Raw genomic sequence first — 26,899 nt, forward strand, 5'->3', positions numbered from 1 at the left:
CACGGGCGATGACCGGCACTCACGTGCCGATGCTCACGCCTACCCTCGCACCGTGGCCAGGACTCGCAGGCGGAGGATCAGCGTCGACGGTGTGGACTACCGGTGGGCGGTCGGTCAGGTCGACCCGAGTCACGTCATGGTCCGGGTCTGGCAGGTCGCGACCGGGCAGGGCATCCGGTTGGAGGTTCTCGTGGCCTTCGACGACCCGTGGCTGAACTTCGGGCCGATCATCACCGCGCCCGCGGACCGGGTGGCCGAGGTGTTCGCCCTGGATCCGGTCACGCCGCGGTTGGTCGCGGGACTGATCCGGGCGGCGCTCGCCGAGGGCTGGCAGGTTCAGGGTGCCGGCGGGCCGCTGCGCTTCGCGCTCAGCCGGGACGGCGAGCGGCTGGAGCCGACGCTTCCTCGCCGGGGCGCGGGGCCGCGGCTGACCCGGCTGCCGCCCTCGGCCGATCGCGTTTGCGACGGTGTCCGCAGGGGGCATTGACGGTGATCCGGTTCTGCCAGTAGACCTTGGTGATGGAGGCGCGCCGATGAGGAAAGCTCCGCTCACGCTGGAACAACTGCGCGTCGCGGTCGCCGAGGGCGAGATCGACACCGTGGTGCTCGCGCTGACCGACATGCAGGGCCGCCTCCAGGGCAAGCGGTTCCACGCGCCCTACTTCCTCGACCAGGTGGTCGCGCACGGCAGTGAGGGCTGCAACTACCTGCTCGCCGTCGACGTCGACATGAACACCGTCGACGGGTACGCCATGTCGAGCTGGGAACGCGGCTACGGCGACTTCGCCATGCGGCCCGACTTCGGCACCCTGCGCCGGGTGCCCTGGCAGCCCGGCACCGCGATGCTCCTGGCCGACCTGGAGTGGCTGGACGGCTCCGGCCCGGTGGTCGCCTCGCCCCGGCAGATCCTGCGCCGCCAGCTCGACCGGCTGGCCGCCCACGGGCTGACCGCGTACGCCGGCACCGAGCTGGAGTTCGTGCTGTTCCGCGACTCGTACGAGGCGGCGTGGCGGCGCGGCTACCGGGACCTCACGCCGGCGAACCAGTACAACGTGGACTACTCGCTGCTCGGCACCGCCCGGGTGGAGCCGCTGCTGCGCCGGATCCGCACCGAGATGGCCGGCGCCGGGCTGACCCCGGAGAGCGCCAAGGGCGAGTGCAACCTCGGCCAGCACGAGATCGCCTTCCGCTACGACGAGGCGGTGGCCTGCGCCGACCACCACGTCGTCTACAAGAACGGGGCGAAGGAGATCGCCGCCCAGGAGGGCATGTCGATCACCTTCATGGCCAAGCCGAACGCGCGGGAGGGCAACTCCTGCCACATCCACTTCTCGCTGCGCGACGCCGACGGCCGCTCGGCCATGCTCGGCGACGGGCCGGCGCACCTGTCGCTGACCGGGCAGCGGGTGCTGGCCGGGCTGCTCGCCACCATGCGCGAGTTCAGCCTGCTGTTCGCCCCCAACGTCAACTCCTACAAGCGCTACCAGCCCGGCTCGTTCGCACCGACCGCGCTGCGCTGGGGCACCGACAACCGCACCTGCGCCCTGCGGCTGGTCGGGCACGGCCAGGGGATGCGGGTGGAGAACCGGGTGCCGGGCGCGGACGTCAACCCGTACCTGGCGATCGCCGCGCTGGTGGCCGGCGCGGTGCACGGCATCGAGCGGGAGCTGGAGCTGGGCGAGGAGTGCGCCGGCAACGCGTACGACGACGGGGACGCCGAGCGGGTGCCCTCGACGCTGCGCGACGCCCTGACGCTCTGGGAGGGCTCGACCGTGGCGACGGAGGCGTTCGGCGCCGAGGTGGTCGCCCACTACGCCAACAACGCGCGGGTGGAGCTGGCCGCTTTCGACGCCGCCGTCACCGACTGGGAGCTGGTCCGTGGCTTCGAACGCCTCTAATCCCGACCCCCGGTCGATCATGGACTTGTGGTGCCCGGTTCATGATGACCGGCGGCTTTCGGGCGGTGCCACAACTCCATGATCGGCGAGGAAGGGGGTGGGGCGCGTGACCCAGGTCATCAATCCGGCGACCGGTGAGGCCCTTCGCGAGGTGATGGGCACCTCGCTTGACGAGACCGACGCCGCGATCGGGCGGGCGGCGGCTGCCTTCGAGACGTGGCGGGCCGTCTCGCCGGGGGACCGGGCGCGGTTGTTGCGGCGGTTCGCCGGCGTGGTCGACGCGCACCGGGAGGAGCTGGCGCTGCTGGAGGTGCGCAACGCGGGCCACACGATCGGCAACGCGCGCTGGGAGGCCGGCAACGTCCGGGACGTGCTCGACTACTACGCGGGCGCGCCGGAGCGGCTGACCGGGCACCAGATCCCGGTGGCCGGCGGGCTCGACGTCACCTTCCACGAACCGCTCGGCGTGGTCGGCGTGATCGTGCCGTGGAACTTCCCGATGCCCATCGCGGGCTGGGGCTTCGCCCCGGCGCTCGCCGCCGGCAACACCGTGGTGCTCAAGCCGGCCGAGCTGACCCCGCTGACCGCGCTGCGGCTGGCCGAGCTGGCCCTCGACGCCGGCCTGCCGGAGGGCGTGTTCACCGTGCTGCCCGGCCAGGGGAGCGTGGTGGGGGAGCGGTTCGTCACCCACCCGGCGGTCCGCAAGGTCTGCTTCACCGGCTCGACCGAGGTCGGCACCCGGATCATGGCCGGCTGCGCCGCCCAGGTGAAGCGGGTCACGCTGGAGTTGGGCGGAAAGTCCGCCAACCTGGTCTTCGCCGACGCCGACCTGGCGAGGGCGGCGGCCAGCGCGCCGGCCGCGGTCTTCGACAACGCCGGCCAGGACTGCTGCGCCCGCTCCCGGATCCTGGTCCAGCGATCGGTGTACGACCGCTTCCTGGAACTGCTCGAACCGGCCGTGCGGGCGTTCCGGGTGGAGGACCCGGCCGCCGAGAGCGCCGAGATGGGCCCGCTGATCTCCGCCGGGCACCGGGACCGGGTCGCCGGGTACGTCGACGGGGCGAAGGTCGCCTTCACCGGCGCCCGCCCCGACGGCGGCGGCTTCTGGTACGCCCCGACCGTGCTGCTCGCCGACTCCCCGGCGGACCGGCACTGGCGGGAGGAGATCTTCGGCCCGGTGGTCTCGGTGCTCCCGTTCGACGACGAAGCGGACGCGATCCGCCTGGCCAACGACACCGAATATGGTCTCTCCGGCTCGATCTGGACCCGGGACGTGGGCCGTGCGGTCCGGGTGGCCCGGGCGGTGGAGTCCGGCAACCTCAGCGTCAACTCGCACTCCTCGGTGCGCTACTGGACCCCGTTCGGCGGGATGAAGCGCTCCGGCCTCGGCCGGGAGCTGGGCCCGGACGCGCTGCACGCCTTCACCGACGTCAAGAACGTGTTCATCAGCACGGAGGAGTGAGATGCAGGGACGGCTTCAGGACCGGGTCGCCGTGGTGACCGGGGCGGGCAGCGGCATCGGCCTGGCCACGGTGCGGCGGTTCGCCGCCGAGGGCGCCCGGGTGGTCTGCGTGGACATCGACCCCGAGGCGGGCAAGCGGGCGGCCGACGAGGTGGCCGGCGAGTTCGTCGCCGCCGACGTGGCCGACGAGGCGGCGGTCCGGGACCTCTTCGACGGGGTGGCCGAGCGGCACGGCCGGGTGGACGTCGCGTTCAACAACGCCGGCATCTCGCCGCCGGACGACGACTCGATCCTGGAGACCGGGCTGGACGCCTGGGAGCGGGTGCTGCGGGTCAACACGACAAGCGTCTACCTCTGCTGCAAGTACGCCATCCCGCACATGCGGCGGCAGGGCAAGGGCTCGATCATCAACACCGCCTCGTTCGTGGCGCTCATGGGGGCGGCGACGTCGCAGATCGCGTACACGGCGAGCAAGGGCGGGGTGCTGGCGATGACCCGGGAGCTGGGCGTGCAGTTCGCCCGGGAGGGCATCCGGGTCAACGCTCTCTGCCCCGGCCCGGTCGCCACCCCGCTGCTGCTGGAGCTGTTCGCCAAGGACCCGGAGCGGGCCGCGCGCCGCCTCGTCCACGTGCCGATGGGCCGGTTCGGCAATCCCGAGGAGATCGCCGCCGCGGTCGCCTTCCTGGCCAGCGACGACGCCTCCTTCATGACCGCCGCGCAGTTCGTGGTCGACGGCGGGATCACCGGCGCCTACGTCACACCGCTATGAGCCGTCCCGTGATCGGCGTCACGGCGTACGTCGAGCCGGCCGGCTGGGCGGTGTGGCGGGACGTGCCGGCGGCGCTGGTGCCCCAGGCGTACGTCCGGGCCGTCACCGCGGCGGGCGGCCGCGCGGTGGTGCTGCCACCGGACGACGCCGACGCCGACGTGCTGGGGGTTCTCGACGGGCTGCTGCTGGCCGGCGGCGCCGACATCGGCCCGGAGCGGTACGGCCAGCCGCCCGACCCGCGCACCGAGAGCCGGCCGGACCGGGACGCCGGCGAGCTGGCGCTGCTGACCGCCGCGCTCGCCGCCGACCTGCCGGTGCTGGGCGTGTGCCGGGGCATGCAGCTGCTCGCGGTGGCCTACGGCGGCGCGCTGCACCAGCACCTCCCCGACGTGGTCGGGCACGACCGGCACCGCCCGGCCCCGGGGGTGTACGGGTCGCACCCGGTCCGGTTCGCCGCCGGCAGCCTGGCCGGGGCGGTGATGGCCGGGGTGGACCGGGTCAACTCCTACCACCACCAGGCGGTGGCCGACCCGGGCGGCCTGGCCGTGACCGGCTGGGCCGACGACGGGGTGGTGGAGGCGGTGGAGGACCCGGCGCGGCGCTTCCTGCTCGGGGTGCAGTGGCACCCGGAGAACGACGCCGATCCCCGGCCGGTCGCCGCCCTGGTCCGCGCGGCGGCCGTCGCCGCGACGCCCGACGGCACCGTCCGGGTTGACCCGCGGGAGCGCCCGACTCGCCGCCGCCCGCCGGTTGCGTCAGGATGAGGCCTAGGTAACCAGCGTCCGACCATGGACATGCGTTACGTTGCTCCTCCGTCGGGGTAGTAGGCGGGGACGACCGGCGTGCTCGCGCCGGTCGTCGTGGACATGGCCGGAGCGGGAGGCTGCATGGGCTCGGCCCAGGGGGGCGGGGACGTTCGTCATTCGTCCTCGGGGACCGGGGAGGCGCAACTCTCTCCACTGCTGACCGCGGCGTTCGCCGCCGGTGGTGAGATGGGCGAGCGGCTACGCGACCTCGACTGGTCCACGATCCCGGTCGGCGGCCCGGAGGCCTGGCCCGCGGCGCTCTGCCACGCGATGAGCACCATGCTGTCGTCCCGGGCCCAGATCGTCCTGTTCTGGGGCGAGGACTACCTGGCCTTCTACAACGACGCCTACCGGCCGACCATCGGCGACAAGCACCCGGCCGCGATCGGCGCTTCCGCCCGGGAGTACTGGGCGGAGACCTGGGACGTCCTCGGGCCGCTGCTCGACGGGGTACGCCGCACCGGCGTGCCCTACCAGGCGGAGAACCACCCCTTCGTGCTGAACCGGCACGGCTTCCTGGAGGACGTCTACTTCGACATCTCGTACGACCCGATCCGGGACGCCGACGGCGGCGTCAGCGGCGTGTTCTGCTTCGTCAACGAGACCACCGGCCGGGTGGTCGGCGAGCGCCGGCTGCGGGCCCTGGCCGAGCTGGGCACCGAGCTGGCGGACGTGCGGAGCACCGTGGAGCTGGGCCGGACCGTGGCCCGGGTGCTCGACCGGCACCGGGCCGACGTGCCGTTCAGTGCCATCTGGCTGCACGACGAGGACGGCGTCCCGGCGCTGACCGGCTGCGCCGGGATGGACCTGAGCGCGGTCGCGGGCGGGCCGCCGGCCCCCGGCGCCGGCGAGACCCCGGACGCGGCCCGCTGGGTCTCGACCGCGGAACTGCTCGGGACGGTGCCGCCGGACGCCGCCGACCAGGCGCTGCTGCTGCCGCTCACCGCCGTCAACGAGCCGGCCGGCGCGCTGCTGCTCGGGGTGGCCCGCCGGCTGCCCTTCACCGACGACTACCGCCACTTCGCCGACCTGGTCGCCGCCCAGGTCTCCCGGGCGGTCGACAAGCAGCGGGCGTACGAGCAGGAGCAGGCCCGCGCCGCCGAGCTGGCCACGCTCGACCGCGCCAAGACCAACTTCTTCGCCAACGTCAGCCACGAGTTCCGCACCCCGCTCACCCTGGTGCTCGGGCCGCTGGAGGACCTGCTCGCCGACCGCGACCTGCCCGGTGCGTACCTCGACCGGCTGGCCGTGATGCACCGCAACGCGCTCCGGCTGCTCAAGCTGGTCAACACCGTCCTCGACTTCTCCCGGCTGGAGTCCGGCCGGCTGGCCGCCCGCTACCAGCCCACCGACCTGGCCGACTACACCTCCCGGCTGGCCAGCACCTTCCGCTCGGCCACCGAGCGGGCCGGGCTGCGCCTGGTGGTGGACTGCCCGCCGCTGCCCGCGCCGGTCTACGTCGACCGGGACATGTGGGAGAAGATCGTCCTCAACCTCGTGTCGAACGCGGTCAAGTTCACCTTCGACGGCGAGATCCGGGTCCGGGTCCGTGCCGGCGACGGCGCCGCCGTGCTGGAGGTCGCCGACAGCGGCGTCGGCATCGCGCCGCAGGAACTGCCGCACGTCTTCGAGCGGTTCCACCGGGTGCCCGGCACCCGCGCCCGCACCCACGAGGGCACCGGCATCGGCCTCGCCCTGGTCCGTGAGCTGGTCGAGATGCACGGCGGCACGGTCGAGGCGCACAGCGCCGTCGACCGGGGGACCACGTTCACCGTCACCGTGCCGTTCGGGTACGCGCACCTGCCCGCCGACCGGGTCGCCGCCCTCGCCCCGGCGCCACTCGGCGAGCCGGAGCAGGCCCGGCTGCACGTCGCCGAGACCGTGCTCTGGACCGCCGAGGTGGCGCGGCCGGGCGGGCTGCCGGAGCCGGCCGCCGTGTCGGGCGGGTCGGGCCGGATCCTGGTCGCCGACGACAACGCCGACCTGCGCGAGCACGTCAGCCGGCTGCTCTCCCCGTCCTACGAGGTGGTGGCCGTGCCGGACGGCGTGGAGGCGCTGCGGCTGGCCGTCGACTCCCCGTTCGACCTGGTCCTCACCGACGTGATGATGCCCCGGCTGGACGGCTTCGGGCTGGTCACCGCGCTGCGCGCCAACCCGCTCACCCGGCACGTGCCGATCGTGCTGCTCTCCGCCCGGGCCGGCGCGGCCGAGGAGGTCGCCGGGCTCTCGGTCGGCGCGGACGACTACCTCACCAAGCCCTTCTCCAGCCAGGAGCTGATCGCCCGGGTCCGGGCCAACGTCGAGCTGGGCCAGCTCCGGGGCCAGATCATCCGCCGGCTGCGGGCGCTCGCCGACGCCGCGGTGGCGATCAACACGGCCCGGTCCACCACGGAGGTGGTGCGGGTCGCCGCGCGGCACGCGCTCAGCCTGGCCGAGGCCGCCCGGGTGGTGGTCACCGCCACCGGCGCCCGCTACGAGGCGGACGGCGGCGGGGACGTGTCCCCGGAGCCGTCGGTGGTGCTGCCGCTGACCGGCACCACCGACGAGCAGCTCGGTGAACTGCGCGTCTGGCGCCGGGAGGGCGGCGGCACCGAGGAGGCGGCGCTCACCGAGCTGGCCCGGCTGGTCGGCGTGCGGCTGGAGAACGCACAGCTCTACGAGGCCGAGCACCGGATCGCCACCACGCTCCAGCACAGCCTGCTGCCGCGTACCCTGCCGCAGCTCCCCGGCGCCGTGGTGGCCAGCCGCTACCTGCCCGGCAGCGCCGACGTCGAGATCGGCGGCGACTGGTACGACGTGATCGGCACCGCCGACGACGAGCTGGTGCTGGTGATCGGTGACGTGGTCGGCAAGGGGGTGCGGGCCGCCGCCGCCATGGGCCAGCTCCGCAACGCGCTGCGGGCGTACGTGCTGGAGGGCTACGACCCGGGTGAGGCGCTGACCCGGCTCAACCGGCTGGTCGGCTCCACCGAGGGCGGCTCGTTCGCCACCGTCGTCTGCCTCCGCTTCGCCCCGCGCACCGGCCGGCTCCGGTACGCCAGCGCGGGTCACCCCTCGCCGCTGCTCATCCGGGGAGGCGACGCGGTGTTCCTGCACGACCGGGCGCTCGGTCCGCCGGTCGGGGCGATCCCCGGCACGGCGTACCGGACCGTCGACGGCGAGCTGGCGCCCGGGGGCCGGCTGCTGCTCTACACCGACGGGCTCATCGAGGACCGGCAGGCCGGCATCGACGCCGGGCTCGGCCAGCTCCGGGCGGACGCGACCATCCCGGGGGAGCACGTGGCCGACCTGGTCGACGCGGTCGTCGAGCGCGTCGCCGAGCGGAACCGGCACGACGACGTGGCCGTGCTCGCGCTGGAGGCGACCGAGCTGAACCGCTTCGCGCTGCGGCTGCCGGCCGACCCGACCCGGCTCAGCGTGCTGCGCAAGCGGCTGGAGGACTTCCTGGTCGCCCACCACGTCGGCGAGACCGACCTGTTCGACCTCACGGTGGCCATCTCCGAGGCCGCCGCCAACGCCATCGAGCACCCGGTCGACCCGGCCGAGGCGATGATCGGCGTCGAGGTGACCATCGACGGCCGCACGGTGACCGCCACGGTCCGGGACAGCGGCCGGTGGCGGGAGTCCAGCGGGTCGAGCTTCCGGGGCCGGGGGCTGGCGCTGATCGAGGCGCTCGGCGAGATGACCGTGACCCGCACGGACGACGGCACCGAGCTGGTCCTGCGTCGCCGGCTGGCGGACTGAGGCCGCGGCGGCTCAGGCCGGCGCCAGCCAGTCCTGCTCGCCCAGGCCGGAGATCTCCAGCACCCGCCGGACCTGCCGGGACGGCAGCACCGTGAGCGTGCCGGGGAAGTGCTGGGCCAGCCGGACCACCGCGTGGATCGCCGCCGAGTCGAAGAAGGTCACCGCCCGCAGGTCGAGCGTGACGTGCCGGACGGGCTCCCGGAGGACGGTCTGGTACATGGTGTCGGCGGTCGCCATGTCGACCTCGCCGGCCACCCGGACGCGCAGTTGATCGCCGTCGACCTCCGCGGTCGCGGAGAAGACGGGCGGCGCGCCCCCTTGATCCACGGAGCAACAATGGCACAGCGCTTGCGGCACGGCAACAACCCGGGCGAGCGGGCCGTGGCGGGGGTCACCAGGGGTGCGGCGATAGGCTGTCGTCATGACCGTCCGTGCGCCGCTGACCCCAGGCACGCTCTCCCCGTGGCGAGCGGTTCCCGCCCACATCCCGCGTCCGGAGTACGTGGGCAAGACGCGTCCGCAGGAGTGGCGCGGCTCGCACGTGCAGACGCCGGAGACCATCGAGAAGATGCGGATCGCCGGCCGGCTCGCCGCCCAGGCCACCCAGCTCGCCGGGGAGCACTGCAAGCCGGGGGTCACCACCGACGAGATCGACAAGGTGGTCCACGAGTTCCTCTGCGACCACGGCGCCTACCCCTCGACGCTGGGCTACAAGGGCTTCCCGAAGTCCTGCTGCACCAGCCTCAACGAGGTGATCTGTCACGGCATCCCGGACTCCACGGTGCTCCAGGACGGCGATATCATCAACGTCGACGTGACCGCCTACATCGGCGGGGTGCACGGCGACACCGACGCCACCTTCTGCGTGGGTGAGGTGAGCGAGGAGGCCCGCCTGCTGGTCGAGCGGACCCACCAGGCGATGATGCGCGGCATCAAGGCGGTCGCCCCGGGCCGGCAGATCAACGTGATCGGCCGGGTCATCGAGTCGTACGCCAAGCGGTTCGGCTACGGCGTGGTGCGCGACTTCACCGGCCACGGCATCGGCGAGTCCTTCCACAGCGGCCTCTACGTGCCGCACTACGACAGCCCGCGCCCCACCGACGTGATGGAGCCCGGGATGACCTTCACCATCGAGCCGATGATCACTCTCGGCACCCACCAGTACGACATGTGGGACGACGGCTGGACCGTGGTCACCAAGGACCGCCGGTGGACGGCGCAGTTCGAGCACACCATCGTCGTGACCGACGACGGTTACGAGATCCTCACCCTGCCGTGACCGACACCCCGGCGGCGCTGCGCGAGGCGCACCACGCGGACGTGTCCGGCGGCTGGCTGCGGCCGGCGGTGTTCGGGGCGATGGACGGGCTCGTCACCAACATCGCGCTGATCGCCGGGGTCGGCGGCGGCGGGGTCTCCCCGCACAGCATCGTGCTCACCGGCGCGGCCGGGCTGGTGGCCGGCGCCATCTCGATGGGGCTGGGCGAGTACACCAGCGTCCGCTCGGCCAACGAGCAGGTGGCCGCCGAGGTCGCCAAGGAGCGGCGCGAGCTGGAACGGCACCCCGAGGCGGAGGCCCGCGAGCTGGCCGACGCGTGGGTGGCCCGAGGGCTGCCCCGGGACCTGGCCACGCAGGTCGCCGAGGCCGTCCGGCGCAACCCGGAGGAGGCGCTGCGGGTGCACGTCCGGGAGGAGCTGGGCGTCGACCCCGACGAACAGCCCAGCCCGTGGGCGGCGGCGATCTCCTCGTTCCTCTGCTTCTCGGTCGGCGCGCTGGTGCCGCTGGTCACCTACCTGCTCGGCTTCACCAGCCTGGCGCTGGCACTCGGCGTCGGCGGGGTGGGACTGTTCGTGGCCGGCGCGATCGTGGCCCGGTTCACCAACCGCACCTGGTGGTCCAGCGGGCTGCGGCAGCTGCTGCTCGGCGCCCTCGCGGCCGGCGCCACCTACCTGGTCGGCGCCCTGATCGGCATCCAGGGCGGGATCGGCTGACAAGCCGGCCGCCCCGTCAGCCGCCGAGCAGGTCGTCCACGGTGCCGTCGACCGGGCGGCCCCGGGCGGCCAGCTCCTCGGCCTGGCGGGCCAGCACCGTGCCCACCTCGGTCATGTCCGCACCGGCCAGGCCGGTGCGCCGCACCGCGTCGCCCGGATCGCGGAAGTAGGTGCGGCTGAGCAGCCCCTGCACGGTGGCCGCGGCCAGCCGGGCCTCGCCGAGCATGAGCAGCGCCGGGTCGGTCTCGTACCACTCGGCCAGCCGCAGCGCCCGGGCGTGCGCCGCGCTGCCCCGGTACCAGGCCTGCCGGGCCGCCGCGGTGAACTCGGCCGGCCGGGCCCGGGCCAGCCGGGCCAGGTGCTCGTCGCGGAGGGTGCGCAGCCAGCCGGTCGGGTCGTGCAGGGCGCGGGTGGTGACGTACCGGTCGGCGGTGAGCGGCCAGAGCGCGGTGATCGTGGTGGCCTGCCGCAGGTAGTCGTCCGCCCCGGCCACGGTGAGGTCGACCAGCACCCCGTCCACCCGGCGGGTCGCCGGGGACGGCCCGCCGCCCGGGCGGTAGGTGGCCACCAGCAGCCCGACCTCGCCGGTGCCACCGCCGTCGTCGTCGCCGTGCGCGAGCGGGCCGTGCACCGCGACGGCGAGGACGTCCGCCGGGAACCGGCGCACCGCCGCGTCACCCACCCGCTCGGCGACCCGCCACCGGGGATCGTCCAGGTACCGGTCGGTGTCCAGCCCGGCGCCGCTGGCGTCCACGGTCCACCTCCGTTCCGCGCGCGGCTCGCCCGGCGGCGGCCCGGCGCGCGTCGACCGATGACCACCCTAGCCAGCCGGACCGGACCCGCCGGCTCGCCGCGCCGCCCCGGGTCAGCTGACCGGCTCGCCCGCCGGGACCAGCCGGAACACCCGGATCTCCCGGTTGCCGGCCCGCTCCACATAGGTGCGGTAGGCCGGCCACTCGTCGACCAGCCGGGCGAACAGCCGCTCCCGCTCCGCGCCGCTGATCGGCTCGGCGCGCACCGGGACCCGGCGCCCCCTAACGTCGACCTCGGCGGCCGGCTGGGCGAGCAGGTTCAGCGACCAGGCGGGCTGGTGCTGCTGCCCCCAGTTCGAGCCGATCACCACGTACGCGTCGCCGTCGGGCACGTAGAGCAGGGGATTGCTGCGCGGCTTGCCGGAGCGGCGGCCGGTGGTGGTGAGGACCAGCGAGGGCACCAGCCCGAAGGCGACCACGCGACCCTTCGTCAGCCGGCCGACCAGCCGGTCGGCGGGGACGAGCAGGCGCATGGTGGCGGCGAACCACTTCTGGTGACCGAGACGACGGGTGAGGGACTGCACGGCGGACACCCGACCAGTGTGCCGGGCACGCCCCACCCGCGGCACCCCCCGACCGGTCGGACCGGATCGAGCGCGGTCAGTCCAGCCGGCGCTCGACCGGCAGCCGGGACCGGGTCAGCAGGGCCGCCCCGAGCATGGCCACCAGCGGCACCACCACCAGCACGGTCAGCGTCGACCCGGGCACCACCAGCGGGTACGGCGGCTCCACCGGCCAGGCCTGGGCGTACCGGCGGTTGAGCGAGATCAGGATGATGGCCGCCGAGCCGAGGCCGGCCAGGATGCCGAGCACCGACCCGAGCCCCGCGATCACCCCGGCCTGCCAGAGCGACAGCACCCGGCGTACCCGGGGATCGGCGCCGACCGCCGCGAGGGTGGACAGGTCCCGGCGGCCCTCGGCGGCGGCGAGGCCGGTGGCCACCGCGGCCGCGCCCAGGGTGATCAGGCCGGAGGCGCCGGCCAGCAGGAGCAGCAGCGGGCGCTGGTCGGACGGCGGCCCGGCCGTCGCCACCTGGACGGCCAGCGGGGCGACCGCGGCCAGGTCGGCGGCCAGCCGGTCCCGCTGGCGGTCGGTGGGCGGGTCGGCCGTGTCGACCAGGTAGCCCAGCGGCACGGCGACGAGGCCGAGCGTGGTGGCCGCCGCCGGGGAGACCACCAGCCGGTCCACCGGGAGGCCGCCGCGCAGCACGTGTCCGGGCAGGCTCCCCGCGGTCGTCGGGGCGCCGGAGCCGTGGCTGACCTCGATCCGGACCCGCCCGTCCACCACCTGCCGGGGGTCGGTGACCACCACGCCGCCCGCCCGCAGCGCGCGGCGGGCCGCGGCCACCTCCTCGGCCGGGGCGCCGGTGAGCGCGGGCAGCGCCGTCCCGTCGTCCACGAGGGCCGGCAGGTAGAGGTCGCTCGGTTCGCGGAACGGCCGCACGCAGCGCGGGTCGGTGCGCGCCGAGGCGGGCCCGGGGCCGAACGGGTCGTACGGGCAGCGCTCCCCGGGCGGGCGCACCGCGATGGCGACGCAGTAGTCCTCCGGGGCCGCCGGGCGGGCGCACTCCGGTGCGGCGACCGGGATCACCGTGGCGCCCGGCAGAACCGTGCGGACCCGTTCCGCCACCTCGCCGGCCGGGGGCAGTGCGCCGGTGGCCGGCCCGTCGGTGCGCTGGAGCAGCACGTGCCCCGGGGGCAGGCCGGGCTGCCAGGCGGCCCGCTGCCGGGCGTCGTCGCTGGCGACGTAGACGCCGAGCGCCACGCTGCCGGCCACCGCCGCCATCACCGCGGAGATGGCCGGCGCGGCCGACGAGCGGTTGCGGCTGGCGTCGCGCAGCGCCAGCCGGGGCGTCAGCGGCAGCAGCCGGCCGGTCCGGGCCAGCACCCCGATCAGCGTCGGGGTGCAGAAGACGAGCCCCAGCTCGCCCAGGACCACGCCGGCCAGCACCCCGGTCGGGGCGGTCCTGGTGGCGCCGAACGCGGCCAGGGCGGTGCCCGCCACGGTGAGCAGCACCCCGAGCACCAGCCAGCGGCGGCGCGGGCGGGGCGGCTCGCGCCGGCCGGCCAGCCCGGCCACCACGTCCTGCCGGGCGGCTGCCCAGGCGGGCGCGAGGGCGGCCAGCACGCCCGCCAGCACCGCCACCGCCACGATCGCCATGAGCGCCGTCGGGAAGACCCGGTACGCCCCGGACCGCGCGCCCATCACGTACTGCTCGACCAGCGGCCGGCCGGCGAACGCGGCGCCGACGCCGAGCAGCACGCCGACAGCAGCCCCGCCCGCGCCGAGCACCACCCCGTCGGCGAGCACGATCCGGCGCAGGTGCGCGGCGTCCCCGCCGGCCACCGCGACCAGGGCGAGGTCCCGCCGCCGGCGGCGGACGCCGACCGCGAAGGCCGGGCCGACCAGCAGCACCACCTCCAGCAGGCCGAGCCCGCCGACCAGCACCGTGTTGCCGGCCTCCTCGGCGTCGGGCAGGTCCGGTCCGGTGGCCATCTCGTCCCGGCCGGGCAGCGGGGTCCGGGCGGCCACCAGGATGCCCCGGGCGTTCAACCGGTCGGCAAGCGCCGCGTCGACGGTCCCGGGCAGGTCCACGAGCCAGTTCTCGTCGGCCGCCGCGAACGGACCGGACGGGATCTCCGGCCGGAGCGCGACCACCTCCCGCAGGTTGTCCGGGAACTCCACCACCCCGACCACCCGGTAGGTCGTGCCGTCGACGGTCCGCACCGGCTCGTCCAGGCGGGCGTCCAGCCGGCGCAGCGCGGCCGGGCTCACCGCGATCTCGTCGGGGCGGGTGGGCCGCCGGCCACCCTGCGCGAGGGCCGGCGGCCGGCTGAGCGGGTCGGTCAGGTCGACGGCGTGGGCGTCGAACGAGACGGTTCTGCCGTCGATCCGTACCTCGAACGGCACCCACCGGCGCAGCCGGGTGAGCCGGCTGCCGGCGGGCAGCAGCGCCCGCAGCTCGTCGGCCGTCACCGCGCGGGTTCGGGGCACCGGGTCGCCCTCGACCGGCCAGGAGCCCTCCCCCCAGGCGTCCTGGGCGATCGCGTTCAGGTCGATCCAGCGCAGCTCCGCGTCGGCCGCGCCGAGTTGCCGGTCCATCCGCTCGGCCCGGGTCAGCTCGGCCATGTCGTAGCTCACCGCGGCGAAGCTCAGCCCGAGCACCGGCAGCGCGATCATCACGAGCACCAGCGCGGTACGCCGGCGCGCCCGCCGGGCCTCCCGCCGGGCGATCCGCAGCGCGGCGCGCCACGACCCGAGCGTGGCGGCGAGCCGGCCCGGGTTCACCGACCGCTGCCGCTGAGCAGGTGCTCGACGCCGACCAGCGGGGCCGTCGAGTCGACCAGCACCCCGTCGCGCAGGAAGACCACCCGGTCCGCCCAGCCGGCGTGCCGCGCCTCGTGGGTGACCAGCACCCCGGCCGCGCCCGCGTCCACCCGGCGGCGCAGCAGGTGCAGCACCGCCTCGCCGGCCTGCGAGTCGAGCGCGCCGGTGGGTTCGTCGGCGAGGACCAGGCGGCGCTCGCCCACCAGGGCCCGGGCGATCGCCACCCGCTGCTGCTGGCCGCCGGACATCTGGTCGGGGAACCGGTCCGCCAGCCCGGCCACGTCCACCTCGGCGAGCGCGGCCAGGGCCAGCCGGCGGGCCGCCCGGACGCCGACGCCGTCCAGTTCGAGGGGGAGCGCCACGTTCTCCACGGCGGTGAGGCTGCCGAGCAGGTTCAGGTCCTGGAACACGTAGCCGATCCGCCGGCGGCGCAGCCGGGCCAGGTCGCGGGCCGGCAGGCCGCCGAGGGACTCGCCCTCGACCAGCACCTCGCCGCCGGTCGGCCGGTCCAACCCGCCGGCCAGGGCGAGCAGGGTGGACTTGCCGGAGCCGGAGGGGCCCATGACCGCCACCAGTTCGCCGGCGGCCACGGTGAGGCTCACCCCGCGCAGCGCATGTACGGCGGCCTCCCCGGCGCCGTGGGTCCGGTGCACCGCCCGCAGTTCCAGCACACCGTTTGTCGGCTCAGGTCCTGGCGTCACCGGCGGGCCTCCTCGTCGGCCCGGTCCACCGCCTCCGGATGGGTGGCCGGCCGGCTCGGCGCCGGGCGGTGGCGGACCAGGCTGGTCTCGCAGTGGTCGAGCCAGCGGACCTCGGCCTCGGCCTGGAAGATCATCGCGTCCAGCACCAGGCGCCAGGGCAGATCCTCCGGCTTGTCACTGGCGTACTTCAACCGGGTGAACTCCTGCAGGGCCCGCATGGTGGCGCTGCGCTGGGTCTGCACCACGGCGCGGACGTCCACGCCGGGCGTCGTGAGGGCCAGGGCCAGCTTGATCGACAGCTCGTCCCGGGGCCGGTCGGCCCGGCTGATCGGGGTGGCGAACCAGAGGGCCAGGTCCGCCCGCCCGGCGTCGGTGATCTCGTACGGCCGCTGCCCGCCGTCGCTCTCCGGCAGCGAGCGGACCAGGCCGTCGCGCTCCAGCCGGGACAGCGTGGTGTACACCTGCCCGATGTTCAGCGGCCAGGTCGAGCCGGTCGAGTCCTCGAACGCGGACCGGAGCTGGTAGCCGTACATCTGGCCGCGCTCGAGCAGGGCGAGCAGGCCGTGGCGGATGGACATGGCCAGGAGTATGCATACCTGGTATGCGGTCCGCAACCGCAGGGTTCCACCGGGTGACCAGGGCCTCCGCTCAGGCCTGCCGGCCGGGGAACGGCACGGTGACCGGGGTCACCCCGGCGGTGCGCCGCCAGCGGGTGGCCCGCAGGGCGCAGTCGGTGAGCGCCGCGAGGGCCTTGTTCCGGTCCGCCCCGGTGGTGTGCGGCAGCGCCGCCCGCCAGTGGCCGGCGGTCCGCTCCTCGATCTCCACCGCCAGCTTGAGCGCGCTCGCCCGGTCGGTCACCGGGTAGGGGAGCGCGTAGCCGGCCCGGTCGGCGGGGACCTGACCGCCGCCTGCGCTGAGCTGGAGGATCAGGGTGTCCCGGCGGGACCGGTGGGCCGCCTCGGCGGCGCGGGCGGCGGAGCGCGCCGCCTCGGTCAGGTGCACGCCGATCACCCCGTACGCCCAGATCGCCGCGTACTCGGCGGCGAGCGCGTCGCCGAGGGCCCGGGCGGGGCCGCTGGTCGGGTTCACTTCAACGCCTCCACGTGGGTCGCCCGGGCCGCCGCGATCGAGCCGAGCAGCGCGGCCCGGTCGGCGGGTGCGGCGGCGCACGCCTTCGCGGCGTTCTCCCGCCCCTCCTGCTCGGCCTGCCGCAGTTCGGTGCGGACCGTGTCCGGGTCCACGGCGGCCCCGGTCGGGTCGGCGGCGGGGCTGCCGGAGGGGGCCGGCCGCCCGATCACCTTCCGCAGCTCCTCGGCGTGGGCCCGATGCGCGTCGGCGATCGGGGTGAGCCGCTCGGCCAGCGCCGGGACGGCGGTGGCGGCGGCCCGGTAACGGGCCTCCAGCGCGGTGGCCTCGGCCGCGAGCGGCTCCAGCGGATCCGGGGGCGGGGCCTCGTCGTCGCGGTCGAAAAGATCACAGCCGGTCAGCGGCACGGCCGCGCCGCCGAGGGCCACCAGCGCCCCGGCGCGCAGCAGCGCTCGCCGGGAATGCCCCGGTGCGCCCTGATCCGATGTCGTTCTGCCCGTCGCCACCGGACAAGTCAACACCATCTCCGCCGGTCTGTGGGCCAGTGGCGTCGGTGCGCCGCCCGGGCCGCCGCCCGGCCCGCGCGTTACGCTCTGCGCAGCCACCGGGCGCGAACGCCCCGGTGGCGTGCCGGCATGGCGGCCGACCGCCCTGCCCACGCATCGACACGACGGGCCCCCGGGCCCGTGGCAACAGCAGAGAGGTACGCCGAATGACGCAGCGTGGCCGTGCCACCCGGCCGACGGGGCCCTCGCGCCCCCGCCGGTCCGACGGCCCCCGTGGCGCGGACCGGGGCGGCGCACCCCGCGGCGACCTGAACGCGCGCCGGGCCCGGCTGCGCGAGGTGATCGAGCCGGTCGTCACCGCCGCCGGCTACGACCTGGAGGACCTCTCCGTGTCCCGCGCCGGCCGCCGGCACGTGGTCCGGGTGATCGTGGACGCCGACGGCGGGATCAACCTGGACGCGGTCGCGGACGTCTCCCGGGCGGTCTCGGCGGCGCTGGACGCCGCCGAGGAGGCCGGCGGGGACATCGTGGCCGGCGAGTACCAGCTCGAGGTCAGCTCGCCCGGCGTGGACCGCCCGCTCACCCTGCCCCGGCACTGGCGGCGCAATGCAGGCCGGCTGGTCAAGGTGACCGTCCGCCTCCCCGAGGGGGACCGGCAGGTCACCGGCCGGATCGCGGCCGCCGACGACGAGCGCGTGGCGCTGGAGACCGACGCCGGCCGCGTGGAGCATGCGTACGCCGAGCTGGGCCCCGGCCGGGTCCAGGTGGAGTTCAGCCGCCTGGACGAGGTGGCCGACGAGGACTTCGGTGACGACACCGACATCGACGACGACGAAGATCTGGAGGACGAGGAGAGGTGAACATCGACCTCGCGGCGCTGCGCGCACTGGAGCGCGAGCGGGAGATCCCGTTCGACACGATCCTCGCGGCGATCGAGACCGCGCTGCTGACCGCCTACCGGCACACCGACGGCGCCGAGCCGCACGCCCGGGTGGAGATCGACCGCAAGACCGGGGCCGCCTCGGTGTACGCCCAGGAGGTGGACGCCGACGGCACCGTGGTCCGGGAGTGGGACGACACCCCGCACGACTTCGGGCGCATCGCGGCCATGACCGCGAAGCAGGTGATCCTCCAGCGGCTGCGGGAGGCCACCGACGAGGTGCACTTCGGCGAGTACGTCGGCCGCGACGGCGACCTGGTCACCGGCGTGGTGCAGGCGCACGAGGCGCGGGCCGAGAAGGGCATCGTCAGCGTCGACCTGGGCAAGCTGGAGGGCGTCCTGCCCCAGTCCGAGCAGGTCCCCGGCGAGCGGTACGCGCACGGCGAGCGGATCCGCTGCGTCGTGGTGCACGTGGCCAAGGGAATGCGCGGCCCGCAGATCACGTTGTCCCGGTCGCACCCGGCCCTGGTGAAGAAGCTCTTCGCCCTGGAGGTCCCGGAGATCGCCGACGGCACCGTGGAGATCGGCGCCATCGCGCGTGAGGCAGGTCACCGCACGAAGATCGCGGTCCGCTCCACCGCTCCGGGGGTCAACGCCAAGGGCGCCTGCATCGGCCCGATGGGCCAGCGGGTCCGCGCGGTGATGAGCGAGCTGCACGGCGAGAAGATCGACATCATCGACTGGTCGGACGACCCGGCCACCTTCGTCGGCAACGCGCTCTCGCCGGCCAAGGCGCTCCGGGTGGAGGTCGTCGATCTGGCCAGCCGGACCGCCCGGGTGACCGTCCCGGACTTCCAGCTTTCGCTGGCGATCGGGCGGGAAGGGCAGAATGCCCGGCTCGCGGCCCGGTTGACCGGTTGGCGGATCGACATCCGCTCCGACGCGGAGCAGAGCGGAGCGGCCGGCCGGGGCGGAGCTGATCACGTTCCCGAGGCGGGCGGCGCGATCTCGAGCAGCTAGGGGTAGACTTCCTCCAGTGGTACGACGCGCGCTGCCGGAGCGCACCTGTGTGGGCTGCCGGAAGCGAGCGCCGGCCAGCGAGTTGCTGCGGATAGTCGCGGTCGGTGACGAGGCAGGTCATTACAGCCTCCGGGCCGATCCGGCTCGCAGACTGCCGGGTCGGGGAGCGAACGTGCACCCGGATCCGGCCTGCTTCGCGCAGGCGGTGCGGCGCCGCGCCTTCGGGCGGGCACTGCGCATCACCGGGGTCCTCGACCACGGTGCGCTCGCGGAGCACGTTGACGCGCAAACCCCGACGACCGGTCAACCCGACCGGTCGAGGGTCGCTAGCAAGGTAGGACGACCGACATGAGCACACGATGAAGTCCCTGAAATGACCAGGCTTCAAGTGCACGAGTGAGGTCGCTGCGGGTGCTGCCCGCACGACCTCGGAGTGAGGAGTGCAGTGGCAGGAAAGGCCCGCGTACACGAGCTCGCCAAGGAGCTCGGGGTCGAGAGTAAGACCGTTCTCGCCAAGCTCAAGGAGATGGGCGAGTTCGTGAAGTCCGCGTCCAGCACCGTCGAGGCGCCCGTCGCCCGACGGCTGCGTGGCGCATTCGTCGCGTCCGCCGGTGGCGCGGCGGCGGCCGCTCCGGCGGCGGCCGCCCCGAGCCCGGCGACGACCCCGACGCCGACCCCGACCCCGGGCGCCCCCCGGGTCTCGGCCAAGCCGATGCCGCCCCGGCGGCCGGCCGCGCCGACCCCTGGACCGAAGCCCAAGGGCCCGGTCCCCGGCCCGCCGCAGCCGGCGACCCCGGTCGCCAAGCCGGCGAGCGCGCACGACATCGAGGTGGCGGCCGCCGAGGCGCGCGCCGCCGCCCTCAAGGCTGAGCAGGAGGCCGCGGTCAAGGCCGCGCAGGCCGCCCGCCAGCAGCAGCGGGAGAACGTCCGCCGCGAGCCCCCGACCGAGGGTGGTCCCCGTCCGGGTCCGCGTCCGGGTCCGAACGCGGTGCCGCCGCGTCCGGGTGCCCCGGCCGCCGGTCGTCCCGGCGGCCCGACCCCGGGCCCGGGTGCCCGTCCGGGCGGTCGTCCGCCGGCGCGCGGCGCCGGCAACAACCCGTTCGGTATCCAGGGTGGCCAGCAGCAGCGGCCCCCGGCCGCCGGTGCCGGCGGTCCCCGGCCGAGCCCGGCGGGCATGCCGCCGCGGCCCAGCCCGGCCTCCATGCCGCCCCGGCCCAGCCCGGCCTCCATGCCGAGCCAGCGGCCGACCACGGGTCGCCCCGGCGGCCCCGGCGGCGGTCGTGGCGGTCCCGGTGGCGGCGCAGGCCGTCCCGGTGGCGGCGGCGGCTTCCGCGGCGGTCCCGGTGGCGGCGGCGGTGGCGCTCCCGGTGGCGGTTTCCGCCCGGGTGCCCCGGCCGGCGGCGGTGGCCGTCCGGGTGGTGGCGGTCGTGGCCGTGGCGGTGGCGCCGCGGGTGCCTTCGGGCGTCCGGGTGGCCGGCCGACCCGTGGCCGCAAGTCGAAGAAGCAGCGCAGACAGGAGTTCGACAACCTGTCGGCCCCGACCATGTCCTCGGGTGCCCCCCGTGGCCAGGGTCAGGTCGTCCGGTTGTCCCGTGGCGCCTCGCTGTCGGACTTCGCCGACAAGATCAACGCCAACCCGGGTTCGCTGGTCCAGGAGATGTTCAACCTGGGCGAGATGGTGACCGCGACCCAGTCGTGCTCCGACGACACCCTGCTGCTGCTGGGTGAGCACCTCGGCTTCGACGTGCAGATCGTCAGCCCGGAGGACGAGGACCGCGAGCTGCTCGCGCAGTTCAACATCGACCTCGACGCCGTGGTGTCGGAGGACCGCCTGGTCAGCCGTGCGCCGGTCGTGACCGTCATGGGTCACGTCGACCACGGTAAGACCAAGCTGCTCGACGCGATCCGCAAGGCGAACGTCGTGGCCGGCGAGGCGGGTGGCATCACCCAGCACATCGGCGCCTACCAGGTCCACGTCCCGCACGAGGGCGAGGACCGCGCGGTGACCTTCATCGACACCCCGGGTCACGAGGCGTTCACCGCCATGCGTGCCCGTGGCGCCCAGGTGACGGACATCGTGATCCTGGTGGTGGCGGCCGACGACGGCGTGATGCCGCAGACCATCGAGGCGCTCAACCACGCCAAGGCGGCGGACGTGCCGATCGTGGTCGCGGTCAACAAGGTCGACAAGCCGGAGGCGAACCCGGACAAGGTCCGCCAGCAGCTGACCGAGTACGGCCTGGTCGCCGAGGAGTACGGCGGCGACACCATGTTCGTCAACGTGGCGGCCAAGCCCGGCATCGGCATCGAGGAGCTTCTCGAGGCCGTGCTGCTGACCGCCGACGCGTCGCTGGAGCTGACCGCTCCGATCGACGGGCCGGCGCAGGGTGTCGCCATCGAGGCGCACCTGGACAAGGGCCGTGGTGCGGTGGCGACCGTGCTGGTGCAGAAGGGCACCCTCCGGGCCGGCGACTCGATCGTCGCCGGTGGGGCGCACGGCCGGGTCCGGGCCATGCTGGACGAGAACGGCAAGCCGGTCGACGAGGCCGGGCCGGCGCGTCCGGTCATGGTGCTGGGTCTGACCACGGTGCCGGGTGCGGGTGACACCTTCCTGGCCGCCGAGGACGACCGGACCGTGCGGCAGATCGCCGAGCAGCGGCAGGCGCGGCGGCGGGCGGCGGCATTCGCCAACTCCCGTGGCCGGGCGACCCTCGAGACGCTCATGGAGCAGCTCAAGGAGGGCGAGAAGACCTCGCTCAACCTGGTGCTCAAGGGCGACGTCTCCGGTTCCGTGGAGGCCCTCGAGGACGCGCTGTTCAACCTCGACATCCCGGAGGAGGTCCAGCTTCGGATCATCCACCGGGGCGTGGGTGCGATCACCGAGAGCGACGTCATGCTCGCGAGCGCCTCGTCCGAGGCGGTCACGATCATCGGCTTCAACGTGCGGGCCGCCAACAAGGTCCGCGAGATCGCCGACCGCGAGGGCGTGGAGATCCGGTACTACACGGTCATCTACCAGGCCATCGAGGAGATCGACGCCGCGCTCAAGGGTCTGCTCAAGCCGGAGTACGAGGAGGTCGAGCTGGGCACCGCGGAGATCCGCGACGTCTTCCGCTCGTCCAAGATCGGCAACATCTCCGGCTGTATCGTCCGGTCCGGCCTCATCCGCCGCAACGCCAAGGCGCGGCTGCTGCGGGACGGGGCGGTCGTGGCGGACAACCTCACGATCAGCTCCCTGAAGCGGTTCAAGGACGACGCGACCGAGGTCCGCGAAGGCTTCGAGTGTGGTCTGACGCTGGGCGGTTTCAACAACGTCCAGGTCGGCGACATCATCGAGACCTTCGAGATGCGGGAGAAGCCGCGCGCCTGAGCGGTGTGAACGACGGAGACGGCCGGGGCCTGCGGGCCCCGGCCGTCGCCGTTTCCGCAGGCTGCGACAATCTCCGGCGTGATCGGGTACGCGCTGCTCCTCGCCCCCTCCGCCAACCGCGTCTACGCCGACGCCGCCGGCCGGCTGGCCCGTGCCGAGCTGACCGTGTTCGCCGGGTCGGGGGTGCTCGACGCGGCACCCGTCGACGCCGGGGTGGAGCGGATCGGCGGGGTGGAGTACCTGACCTTCGCCGTCCCGGCGCCCGGCCTCGGCGCCCGGGACCTGGCCCACCTGGCCAACCTCTCGGCGGCGTACGCGCTCTTCGAGCGGGTGGGCGACGACCTGCTCCGGCCGGTGCCGCTGCACCCCCTGGCCCGCTACGACTCCGACCTCATCACCATCCCCAAGTACGCCGGCAAGACGAACGAGCAGTTCACCCGGCTGCTGCTCAACGTCACCCTGCTGGCGTCGGCCTCGGCGCCCCGGATGCTGGACGCGCCGCTCGTGGTGCTCGACCCGCTCTGCGGCCGGGGCACCACCCTCAACCAGGCGCTGATGTACGGCTACGACGGCATCGGCGTGGAACACGACGGCAAGGACGTGGACGCGTACGCGGCGTTCCTGCGTACCTGGCTGCGCCGCAAGCGGCTCAAGCACACCGCCGAGACCGTTCCGGTGCGGCGGGACCGCCGGCTCGTGGCCCGGCGCTTCGAGGCGGTCCTCGCGCCGTCCCGGGACGCGCACCGGTCCGGGGCGACCCAGCGGGTCACCGTGCTGCACGCCGACACCACCCGGGCCCGCGAGGTGCTCCGTCCCCGCTGCGCCGACGTGATCGTCACCGACGCCCCGTACGGGGTGGCGCACGGCAGCCGCACCGACGCGGGGCTGTCCCGCAGCCCGCTGGACCTGCTCACCGCCGCCGTGCCGGTCTGGCGGGAACTGCTGCGTCCCGGCGGCGCCCTGGGGTTGTCCTGGAACACCCACGTGGCCCCGCGGGCGGCGGCCGAGGCGGTGCTGGCCGACGCCGGCCTGCGGGTGGTGGACGGGCCCGGCTGGCGGGACCTCGCGCACCGGGTCGACCAGGCGATCGAGCGGGACGTGCTGGTGGCGGTCGCCCCCACGGCCGGGGAAAACGGGTGACCGGGGCGGCGCCGCTGCCGTACCGTTGCTCGCCGTGTATACCGGAACCGCGCAGTTCGACCTGTTGCTCCCGGGGGACTCCCGGTCCCTGAAGTCCAAGCGGTCGTACGTCCGGCCGATCGTCGCGGCGCTGCGCCGGTTCGAGGTGTCCGCCGCCGAGGTCGGGGCGCTCGACCTGCACGGCCGCGCGCAGATCGGGGTGGCCGTGGTGGCCGCCGAGCCGGCGCACGTCCGCGAGGTGCTCGACTCCTGCGAGCGGCTGGTGGCCGCCCGGCCGGAGGTCGAGCTGCTGTCGGTCCGCCGCCGCCTGCACGGCGAGGAGGACTGACCGGGCCCCTCGCCGCCGGCACCGGCGGCCCCGCGCGGGGGCGGCGATCGCGCGGGTAGTGTTCGAGATGTTGGGGGTCGGACCCGGCGGCGCCCGCGCCGTCGTCTCCGGCCGACGGCTCCAGCGACGGCGTCAGAGGCGCCGAGCGGAAGTCGTCGTGGGAAGCAGGAAGCCCTGGAGGTGGGGGACATGACGGATCCGGCCAAGGTACGCCGGCACGCGGAGCGCATCCGTGAACTGGTCGCGTCGGTGGTGCGGAGCCAGATCAAGGACCCCCGGCTCGGCATGATCACCATCACCGACGCCCGGATCACCGCCGACCTGCGCGACGCCACCGTCTTCTACACGGTGCTCGGCGACGCGGCGGCCCAGGCCAGCACCGCCGCCGCGCTGGAGAGCGCCAAGGGCATGCTGCGCAGCACCGTGGGCAAGGCGCTCGGGCTGCGCCACTCGCCGACCCTGACCTTCGTTCTCGACGACGTGCAGGACCAGGTCAAGCACATCGACGACCTGCTCGCGGCGGCCCGTAACGCCGACGCCGAGGTCCAGCGCCTGGCCGCCAAGGCCCAGTACGCGGGCGAGGCGCAGCCGTACCGGGTGGAGGACGAGGAGACCGAGGACGAGGAGACCGAGACCGAGGTCGACGAGCCGCGCGGCGGCGACCGCCGGTGACCGGTTCCGCCCCGGGTGGCCCGCCGGCCGGTGCCGGCCCGACCGACACCGACTGGGCGGCCGCCGTCGCGGCGGTACGCGGGCTCCCCGCCGCCGCGCGGGTGCTGCTCATCTGCCACGTGAACCCGGACGGCGACGCGCTGGGCAGCATGCTCGGCTTCGGGCTGGGCCTGCGCCGGCTCGGCGTACGGCAGCTCCAGGCGACCTTCCCCGGGCCACCGGAGGTGCCCGAGCCGTTCCGCTGGCTGCCCGGCTCGGACCTGCTGGTCGCGCAGGCCGACGCGTACCCGGATCCGGACCTCGTGATCTGCTTCGACGCGGCGAGCGAGTCCCGGCTGGGCGACCTGGTCGACCGGCTGGACAAGGCGGGCACCGCGCTGGTGCTGGACCACCACGCCTCGAACACCGGGTTCGGCGGCATCCACCTGGTGGACCCGCACGCGGCGGCCACCTCGGTGGTCGCGCTCGGGCTGCTGGACCGGCTCGGGGTGACGCTCGACGCGGACATCGCGGCCTGCCTCTACGTGGCGCTGAGCACCGACACCGGCTCGTTCCGCTTCGAGGCCACCACGCCGGCCGTGCACGAGCTGGCGGCCCGGCTGCTGGCCACCGGCATCCGGCCGGGGGAGATCTCCCGGAAGATCTTCGACACCCGGCCGTTCGGCGCGGTCCGCCTCTTCGGCGAGGTGGTGGGCCGGGCCCGCCTGGAGCCGGCGGCCGCCGCCGGGCACGGGCTGGTCTGGACCTACGCCACCCACGACGACCTGGCCCGGCACGACCAGCCGGCGTACGTGCTGGAGGCCCTGATCGACTCGGTGCGCTGCACGGCCGAGGCGGACGTCAGCTGCGTGGTCAAGCAGGCCGGTGACGCCGAGTGGGCGGTCTCGCTGCGCAGCAAGGGCGCCGTGGACGTGAGCCGGGTGGCCATGGCGCTCGGCGGCGGCGGGCACCGGTTCGCGGCCGGGTTCACCGGGCGCGGCACGGTCGACGAGGTGGTCGAGCGCATCCGCGCCGAACTCACCGGCGCCCTGCTGCCCGCCTGACCCACTCCGGGGGCGAGAACCGGGGGGTGACTCCGGGGCGTGCCGGTCTTCCCGCGTTCCGTGACGCTGGGGACAATCGGGTGATGGATCACCCCCGCGAGCTCACCGTCGAGGCGCCCCGGGCCTGGGACCGGCCGGTCGTCTCCGTACCGGTGTTCATCTGCCTCTCCCTGGTCGGCGGGCAGCTGCCGTCCTTCACCACCGCGGCCAACCTCTACACCCTGGGCACCGGCGGGGCGTTGATCTGGGTCGGCCTGAGCAACCGCGTGCCGCCCCGGCGGCCGGCGCCGACGCGGCTGCCGTCCGCCGCGCTCTGGTGGCTGCTGCCGGTCACCGTCTTCGGGGTCCTGGAGGGCGCGACCTTCGTGCTGTCCGTGGGCGACGAGTTCCCCACCTTCTCCCGGCTGGCCGACCCGATGCTGGAGGACCAGCTGGTCCGCTCGGCGGCCTGGTTCGCCTGGCTGACCGCGTTCTGGGGGCTGGTCCGCCGATGATGCGCGCCCTGGCGATCGGCGGCTTCCTGGCCGCGCTGCTGCTCTTCGCGGCCGTCGAGTGGGCCGCCCGACGGGAGGGCTCCCGGATCCCGTCCCTGGCCGACGTCTGCGCCTTCGTGATGCGCTACGAGGTCGGGCCGGTCCCGGTCGGGCGGATCGGCCTGTTCGGATTCTGGTGGTGGCTGGGCTGGCACTTCCTGGCCCGCTGAGCCCGCGCCGCGCCCGACCCGTTCCATGCTGTCCGTATCGCGGGAACAGTGGGCAGCATGTGGAAAGTGAACGTTAATTTGGGTGGGGGGCCGGCGCTTCGGCGCTGGTCACGGGCGGTGGTGCCACACCAGGTGCCGCCTCCCTCCAGGGTCAGACCGACCCGGGCTCACGCTGCCAGGGAGCCGCTCCGGTGATCCCGGACCGCTGCCGGCGCTCAGCAGGCCGAGGATCGCCGTGTGTCGGTGGTCCGCACCCTGGAAGGGAACGCCCATGGCGACCAAGCGCAAGCCGCAGACCGAGAACACCACCGACGAGGCGCGCGAGCAGATGCGCCGCGCTCTGCAGACCTCGATGGACACCCGTCAGTGACGGTGGCCGCCCGGCGGTGACGCCGTACCCACGACGTCACCGCCGCTCCGGTCACCCCGTCGGCGCTACCGTCCCCCCGGTGCGCCGCATCCTGATCGTCGGCAGGGCGGGCGCCGGCAACAAGCGCTCGCCCGCGAGGTCGCCGGCCGGCTCGACCTGCCGCTGATCCACCTCGACCGGCACTACTGGCGGCCCGGCCGGGTGCCCGCCGGGCAAGCCGACTTCCGCGCCCGCCGCCGGCCCGGCCCGGGTCATGGACGGCAACCACGG

Annotated in this window: 27 protein-coding genes; 18 read left to right on the plus strand and 9 right to left on the minus strand. The window is 74.8% G+C overall.

The window, feature by feature from the left end:
- Nucleotides 1–52: 52 nt before the first annotated feature.
- The 6 genes from ACW0Q9_RS07670 to ACW0Q9_RS07695 all read left to right on the plus strand — a co-directional run bounded on the left by ACW0Q9_RS07670 (nucleotide 53) and on the right by ACW0Q9_RS07695 (nucleotide 8,679).
- Nucleotides 53–487, plus strand: coding sequence for a hypothetical protein (locus tag ACW0Q9_RS07670; RefSeq protein WP_456179278.1), 435 nt, complete (start codon nucleotides 53–55; stop codon nucleotides 485–487).
- Between the two features lie 46 nt (nucleotides 488–533).
- On the plus strand, nucleotides 534–1,898 hold the full coding sequence (locus tag ACW0Q9_RS07675; RefSeq protein WP_456179280.1) for a glutamine synthetase family protein: 1,365 nt from the start codon (nucleotides 534–536) through the stop codon (nucleotides 1,896–1,898).
- A 106-nt stretch (nucleotides 1,899–2,004) separates the two neighbouring features.
- Nucleotides 2,005–3,360: an aldehyde dehydrogenase family protein gene (locus tag ACW0Q9_RS07680; protein WP_456179282.1), complete on the plus strand. Its 1,356-nt coding sequence runs from the start codon at nucleotides 2,005–2,007 to the stop codon at nucleotides 3,358–3,360.
- Between the two features lies 1 nt (nucleotide 3,361).
- Nucleotides 3,362–4,129 carry a 3-oxoacyl-ACP reductase gene (locus ACW0Q9_RS07685; RefSeq protein WP_456179284.1) on the plus strand — a complete coding sequence of 256 codons (768 nt, stop codon included), beginning with the start codon at nucleotides 3,362–3,364 and terminating at the stop codon, nucleotides 4,127–4,129.
- Complete coding sequence (locus ACW0Q9_RS07690) at nucleotides 4,126–4,893, plus strand: gamma-glutamyl-gamma-aminobutyrate hydrolase family protein (protein ID WP_456179286.1); 768 nt, start codon at nucleotides 4,126–4,128, stop codon at nucleotides 4,891–4,893. The genes ACW0Q9_RS07685 and ACW0Q9_RS07690 overlap by 4 nt, the downstream gene beginning before the upstream one ends.
- Nucleotides 4,894–5,016: 123 nt before the next feature.
- The gene (locus ACW0Q9_RS07695) at nucleotides 5,017–8,679 is read left to right on the plus strand and encodes a SpoIIE family protein phosphatase (RefSeq protein WP_456179287.1); all 3,663 of its coding nucleotides are present in this window, start codon (nucleotides 5,017–5,019) and stop codon (nucleotides 8,677–8,679) included.
- Between the two features lie 12 nt (nucleotides 8,680–8,691).
- Here ACW0Q9_RS07695 and ACW0Q9_RS07700 read toward each other — a convergent pair whose 3' ends face one another.
- Nucleotides 8,692–9,006: an STAS domain-containing protein gene (locus ACW0Q9_RS07700; RefSeq protein ID WP_456179289.1), complete on the minus strand. Its 315-nt coding sequence runs from the start codon at nucleotides 9,004–9,006 to the stop codon at nucleotides 8,692–8,694.
- 94 nt (nucleotides 9,007–9,100) lie between these two features.
- Here ACW0Q9_RS07700 and map point away from each other — a divergent pair, with 94 nt between their 5' ends.
- Nucleotides 9,101–9,958 (plus strand): type I methionyl aminopeptidase, encoded by an 858-nt coding sequence (gene map, locus ACW0Q9_RS07705; RefSeq protein ID WP_357338204.1) that lies wholly within the window; start codon nucleotides 9,101–9,103, stop codon nucleotides 9,956–9,958.
- Nucleotides 9,955–10,671, plus strand: a complete 717-nt coding sequence (locus tag ACW0Q9_RS07710; protein ID WP_456179292.1) for a VIT1/CCC1 transporter family protein — start codon at nucleotides 9,955–9,957, stop codon at nucleotides 10,669–10,671. Before map ends, ACW0Q9_RS07710 begins: the two co-directional genes overlap by 4 nt.
- A gap of 16 nt (nucleotides 10,672–10,687) precedes the next feature.
- Here the strand turns inward: ACW0Q9_RS07710 and ACW0Q9_RS07715 are convergent, their stop codons facing one another.
- The 7 genes from ACW0Q9_RS07715 to ACW0Q9_RS07745 all read right to left on the minus strand — a co-directional run bounded on the left by ACW0Q9_RS07715 (nucleotide 10,688) and on the right by ACW0Q9_RS07745 (nucleotide 17,046).
- Nucleotides 10,688–11,425 carry a nucleotidyltransferase domain-containing protein gene (locus ACW0Q9_RS07715; RefSeq protein ID WP_456179294.1) on the minus strand — a complete coding sequence of 246 codons (738 nt, stop codon included), beginning with the start codon at nucleotides 11,423–11,425 and terminating at the stop codon, nucleotides 10,688–10,690.
- A 111-nt stretch (nucleotides 11,426–11,536) separates the two neighbouring features.
- Complete coding sequence (locus ACW0Q9_RS07720) at nucleotides 11,537–12,016, minus strand: nitroreductase family deazaflavin-dependent oxidoreductase (RefSeq protein WP_456179296.1); 480 nt, start codon at nucleotides 12,014–12,016, stop codon at nucleotides 11,537–11,539.
- A 67-nt stretch (nucleotides 12,017–12,083) separates the two neighbouring features.
- Nucleotides 12,084–14,771, minus strand: coding sequence for an FtsX-like permease family protein (locus ACW0Q9_RS07725; RefSeq protein WP_456179297.1), 2,688 nt, complete (start codon nucleotides 14,769–14,771; stop codon nucleotides 12,084–12,086).
- Complete coding sequence (locus ACW0Q9_RS07730) at nucleotides 14,768–15,511, minus strand: ABC transporter ATP-binding protein (protein ID WP_456179298.1); 744 nt, start codon at nucleotides 15,509–15,511, stop codon at nucleotides 14,768–14,770. Before ACW0Q9_RS07730 ends, ACW0Q9_RS07725 begins: the two co-directional genes overlap by 4 nt.
- Nucleotides 15,508–16,089, minus strand: a complete 582-nt coding sequence (locus tag ACW0Q9_RS07735; RefSeq protein WP_456179300.1) for a PadR family transcriptional regulator — start codon at nucleotides 16,087–16,089, stop codon at nucleotides 15,508–15,510. The genes ACW0Q9_RS07730 and ACW0Q9_RS07735 overlap by 4 nt, the downstream gene beginning before the upstream one ends.
- 70 nt (nucleotides 16,090–16,159) lie before the next feature.
- Complete coding sequence (locus ACW0Q9_RS07740; protein WP_456179301.1) at nucleotides 16,160–16,600, minus strand: ferritin-like domain-containing protein; 441 nt, start codon at nucleotides 16,598–16,600, stop codon at nucleotides 16,160–16,162.
- Nucleotides 16,597–17,046 carry a hypothetical protein gene (locus ACW0Q9_RS07745; RefSeq protein ID WP_456179322.1) on the minus strand — a complete coding sequence of 150 codons (450 nt, stop codon included), beginning with the start codon at nucleotides 17,044–17,046 and terminating at the stop codon, nucleotides 16,597–16,599. Before ACW0Q9_RS07745 ends, ACW0Q9_RS07740 begins: the two co-directional genes overlap by 4 nt.
- Nucleotides 17,047–17,309: 263 nt before the next feature.
- Between ACW0Q9_RS07745 and rimP the strand changes: the two genes are divergently transcribed.
- The 10 genes from rimP to ACW0Q9_RS07795 all read left to right on the plus strand — a co-directional run bounded on the left by rimP (nucleotide 17,310) and on the right by ACW0Q9_RS07795 (nucleotide 26,259).
- Nucleotides 17,310–17,963 (plus strand): ribosome maturation factor RimP, encoded by a 654-nt coding sequence (gene rimP / locus ACW0Q9_RS07750; protein ID WP_456179303.1) that lies wholly within the window; start codon nucleotides 17,310–17,312, stop codon nucleotides 17,961–17,963.
- Nucleotides 17,960–19,003: a transcription termination factor NusA gene (gene nusA / locus ACW0Q9_RS07755; RefSeq protein WP_456179304.1), complete on the plus strand. Its 1,044-nt coding sequence runs from the start codon at nucleotides 17,960–17,962 to the stop codon at nucleotides 19,001–19,003. The genes rimP and nusA overlap by 4 nt, the downstream gene beginning before the upstream one ends.
- A 16-nt stretch (nucleotides 19,004–19,019) precedes the next feature.
- Nucleotides 19,020–19,355, plus strand: coding sequence for a YlxR family protein (locus tag ACW0Q9_RS07760; protein ID WP_456179305.1), 336 nt, complete (start codon nucleotides 19,020–19,022; stop codon nucleotides 19,353–19,355).
- Nucleotides 19,356–19,448: 93 nt separating this feature from the next.
- Nucleotides 19,449–22,373: a translation initiation factor IF-2 gene (gene infB, locus ACW0Q9_RS07765; protein WP_456179307.1), complete on the plus strand. Its 2,925-nt coding sequence runs from the start codon at nucleotides 19,449–19,451 to the stop codon at nucleotides 22,371–22,373.
- A 78-nt stretch (nucleotides 22,374–22,451) separates the two neighbouring features.
- A complete protein-coding gene (locus ACW0Q9_RS07770; RefSeq protein WP_456179309.1) occupies nucleotides 22,452–23,513 on the plus strand; it encodes a TRM11 family SAM-dependent methyltransferase in 1,062 nt (353 codons plus the stop codon).
- A 34-nt stretch (nucleotides 23,514–23,547) separates the two neighbouring features.
- Nucleotides 23,548–23,841, plus strand: coding sequence for a DUF503 domain-containing protein (locus ACW0Q9_RS07775; protein ID WP_456179310.1), 294 nt, complete (start codon nucleotides 23,548–23,550; stop codon nucleotides 23,839–23,841).
- A gap of 189 nt (nucleotides 23,842–24,030) precedes the next feature.
- Nucleotides 24,031–24,513 (plus strand): 30S ribosome-binding factor RbfA, encoded by a 483-nt coding sequence (gene rbfA / locus ACW0Q9_RS07780; RefSeq protein WP_456179312.1) that lies wholly within the window; start codon nucleotides 24,031–24,033, stop codon nucleotides 24,511–24,513.
- The gene (locus ACW0Q9_RS07785; RefSeq protein WP_456179314.1) at nucleotides 24,510–25,556 is read left to right on the plus strand and encodes a DHH family phosphoesterase; all 1,047 of its coding nucleotides are present in this window, start codon (nucleotides 24,510–24,512) and stop codon (nucleotides 25,554–25,556) included. The genes rbfA and ACW0Q9_RS07785 overlap by 4 nt, the downstream gene beginning before the upstream one ends.
- 83 nt (nucleotides 25,557–25,639) lie before the next feature.
- On the plus strand, nucleotides 25,640–26,050 hold the full coding sequence (locus ACW0Q9_RS07790; RefSeq protein ID WP_456179316.1) for a hypothetical protein: 411 nt from the start codon (nucleotides 25,640–25,642) through the stop codon (nucleotides 26,048–26,050).
- Nucleotides 26,050–26,259, plus strand: coding sequence for a DUF6186 family protein (locus ACW0Q9_RS07795; RefSeq protein ID WP_172968016.1), 210 nt, complete (start codon nucleotides 26,050–26,052; stop codon nucleotides 26,257–26,259). Before ACW0Q9_RS07790 ends, ACW0Q9_RS07795 begins: the two co-directional genes overlap by 1 nt.
- 421 nt (nucleotides 26,260–26,680) lie before the next feature.
- Here the strand turns inward: ACW0Q9_RS07795 and ACW0Q9_RS07800 are convergent.
- Nucleotides 26,681–26,899 (minus strand): hypothetical protein (locus tag ACW0Q9_RS07800; RefSeq protein ID WP_456179318.1); only part of this gene is annotated, 219 nt, incomplete at its 5' end.

The organism is Micromonospora sp. I033, assembly GCF_053890995.1.

What these genes read in the sequence shown, in the direction of transcription:
- rimP (WP_456179303.1), top strand. Translation starts at nt 17,310, where the DNA reads ATGACGCAGCGTGGCCGTGCCACCCGGCCGACGGGGCCCTCGCGCCCC.
- ACW0Q9_RS07790 (WP_456179316.1), top strand. Translation starts at nt 25,640, where the DNA reads ATGGATCACCCCCGCGAGCTCACCGTCGAGGCGCCCCGGGCCTGGGAC.
- ACW0Q9_RS07675 (WP_456179280.1), top strand. Translation starts at nt 534, where the DNA reads ATGAGGAAAGCTCCGCTCACGCTGGAACAACTGCGCGTCGCGGTCGCC.
- ACW0Q9_RS07735 (WP_456179300.1), bottom strand. Translation starts at nt 16,089, where the DNA reads ATGTCCATCCGCCACGGCCTGCTCGCCCTGCTCGAGCGCGGCCAGATG.
- rbfA (WP_456179312.1), top strand. Translation starts at nt 24,031, where the DNA reads ATGACGGATCCGGCCAAGGTACGCCGGCACGCGGAGCGCATCCGTGAA.
- ACW0Q9_RS07690 (WP_456179286.1), top strand. Translation starts at nt 4,126, where the DNA reads ATGAGCCGTCCCGTGATCGGCGTCACGGCGTACGTCGAGCCGGCCGGC.
- ACW0Q9_RS07795 (WP_172968016.1), top strand. Translation starts at nt 26,050, where the DNA reads ATGCGCGCCCTGGCGATCGGCGGCTTCCTGGCCGCGCTGCTGCTCTTC.
- ACW0Q9_RS07695 (WP_456179287.1), top strand. Translation starts at nt 5,017, where the DNA reads ATGGGCTCGGCCCAGGGGGGCGGGGACGTTCGTCATTCGTCCTCGGGG.
- map (WP_357338204.1), top strand. Translation starts at nt 9,101, where the DNA reads ATGACCGTCCGTGCGCCGCTGACCCCAGGCACGCTCTCCCCGTGGCGA.
- ACW0Q9_RS07685 (WP_456179284.1), top strand. Translation starts at nt 3,362, where the DNA reads ATGCAGGGACGGCTTCAGGACCGGGTCGCCGTGGTGACCGGGGCGGGC.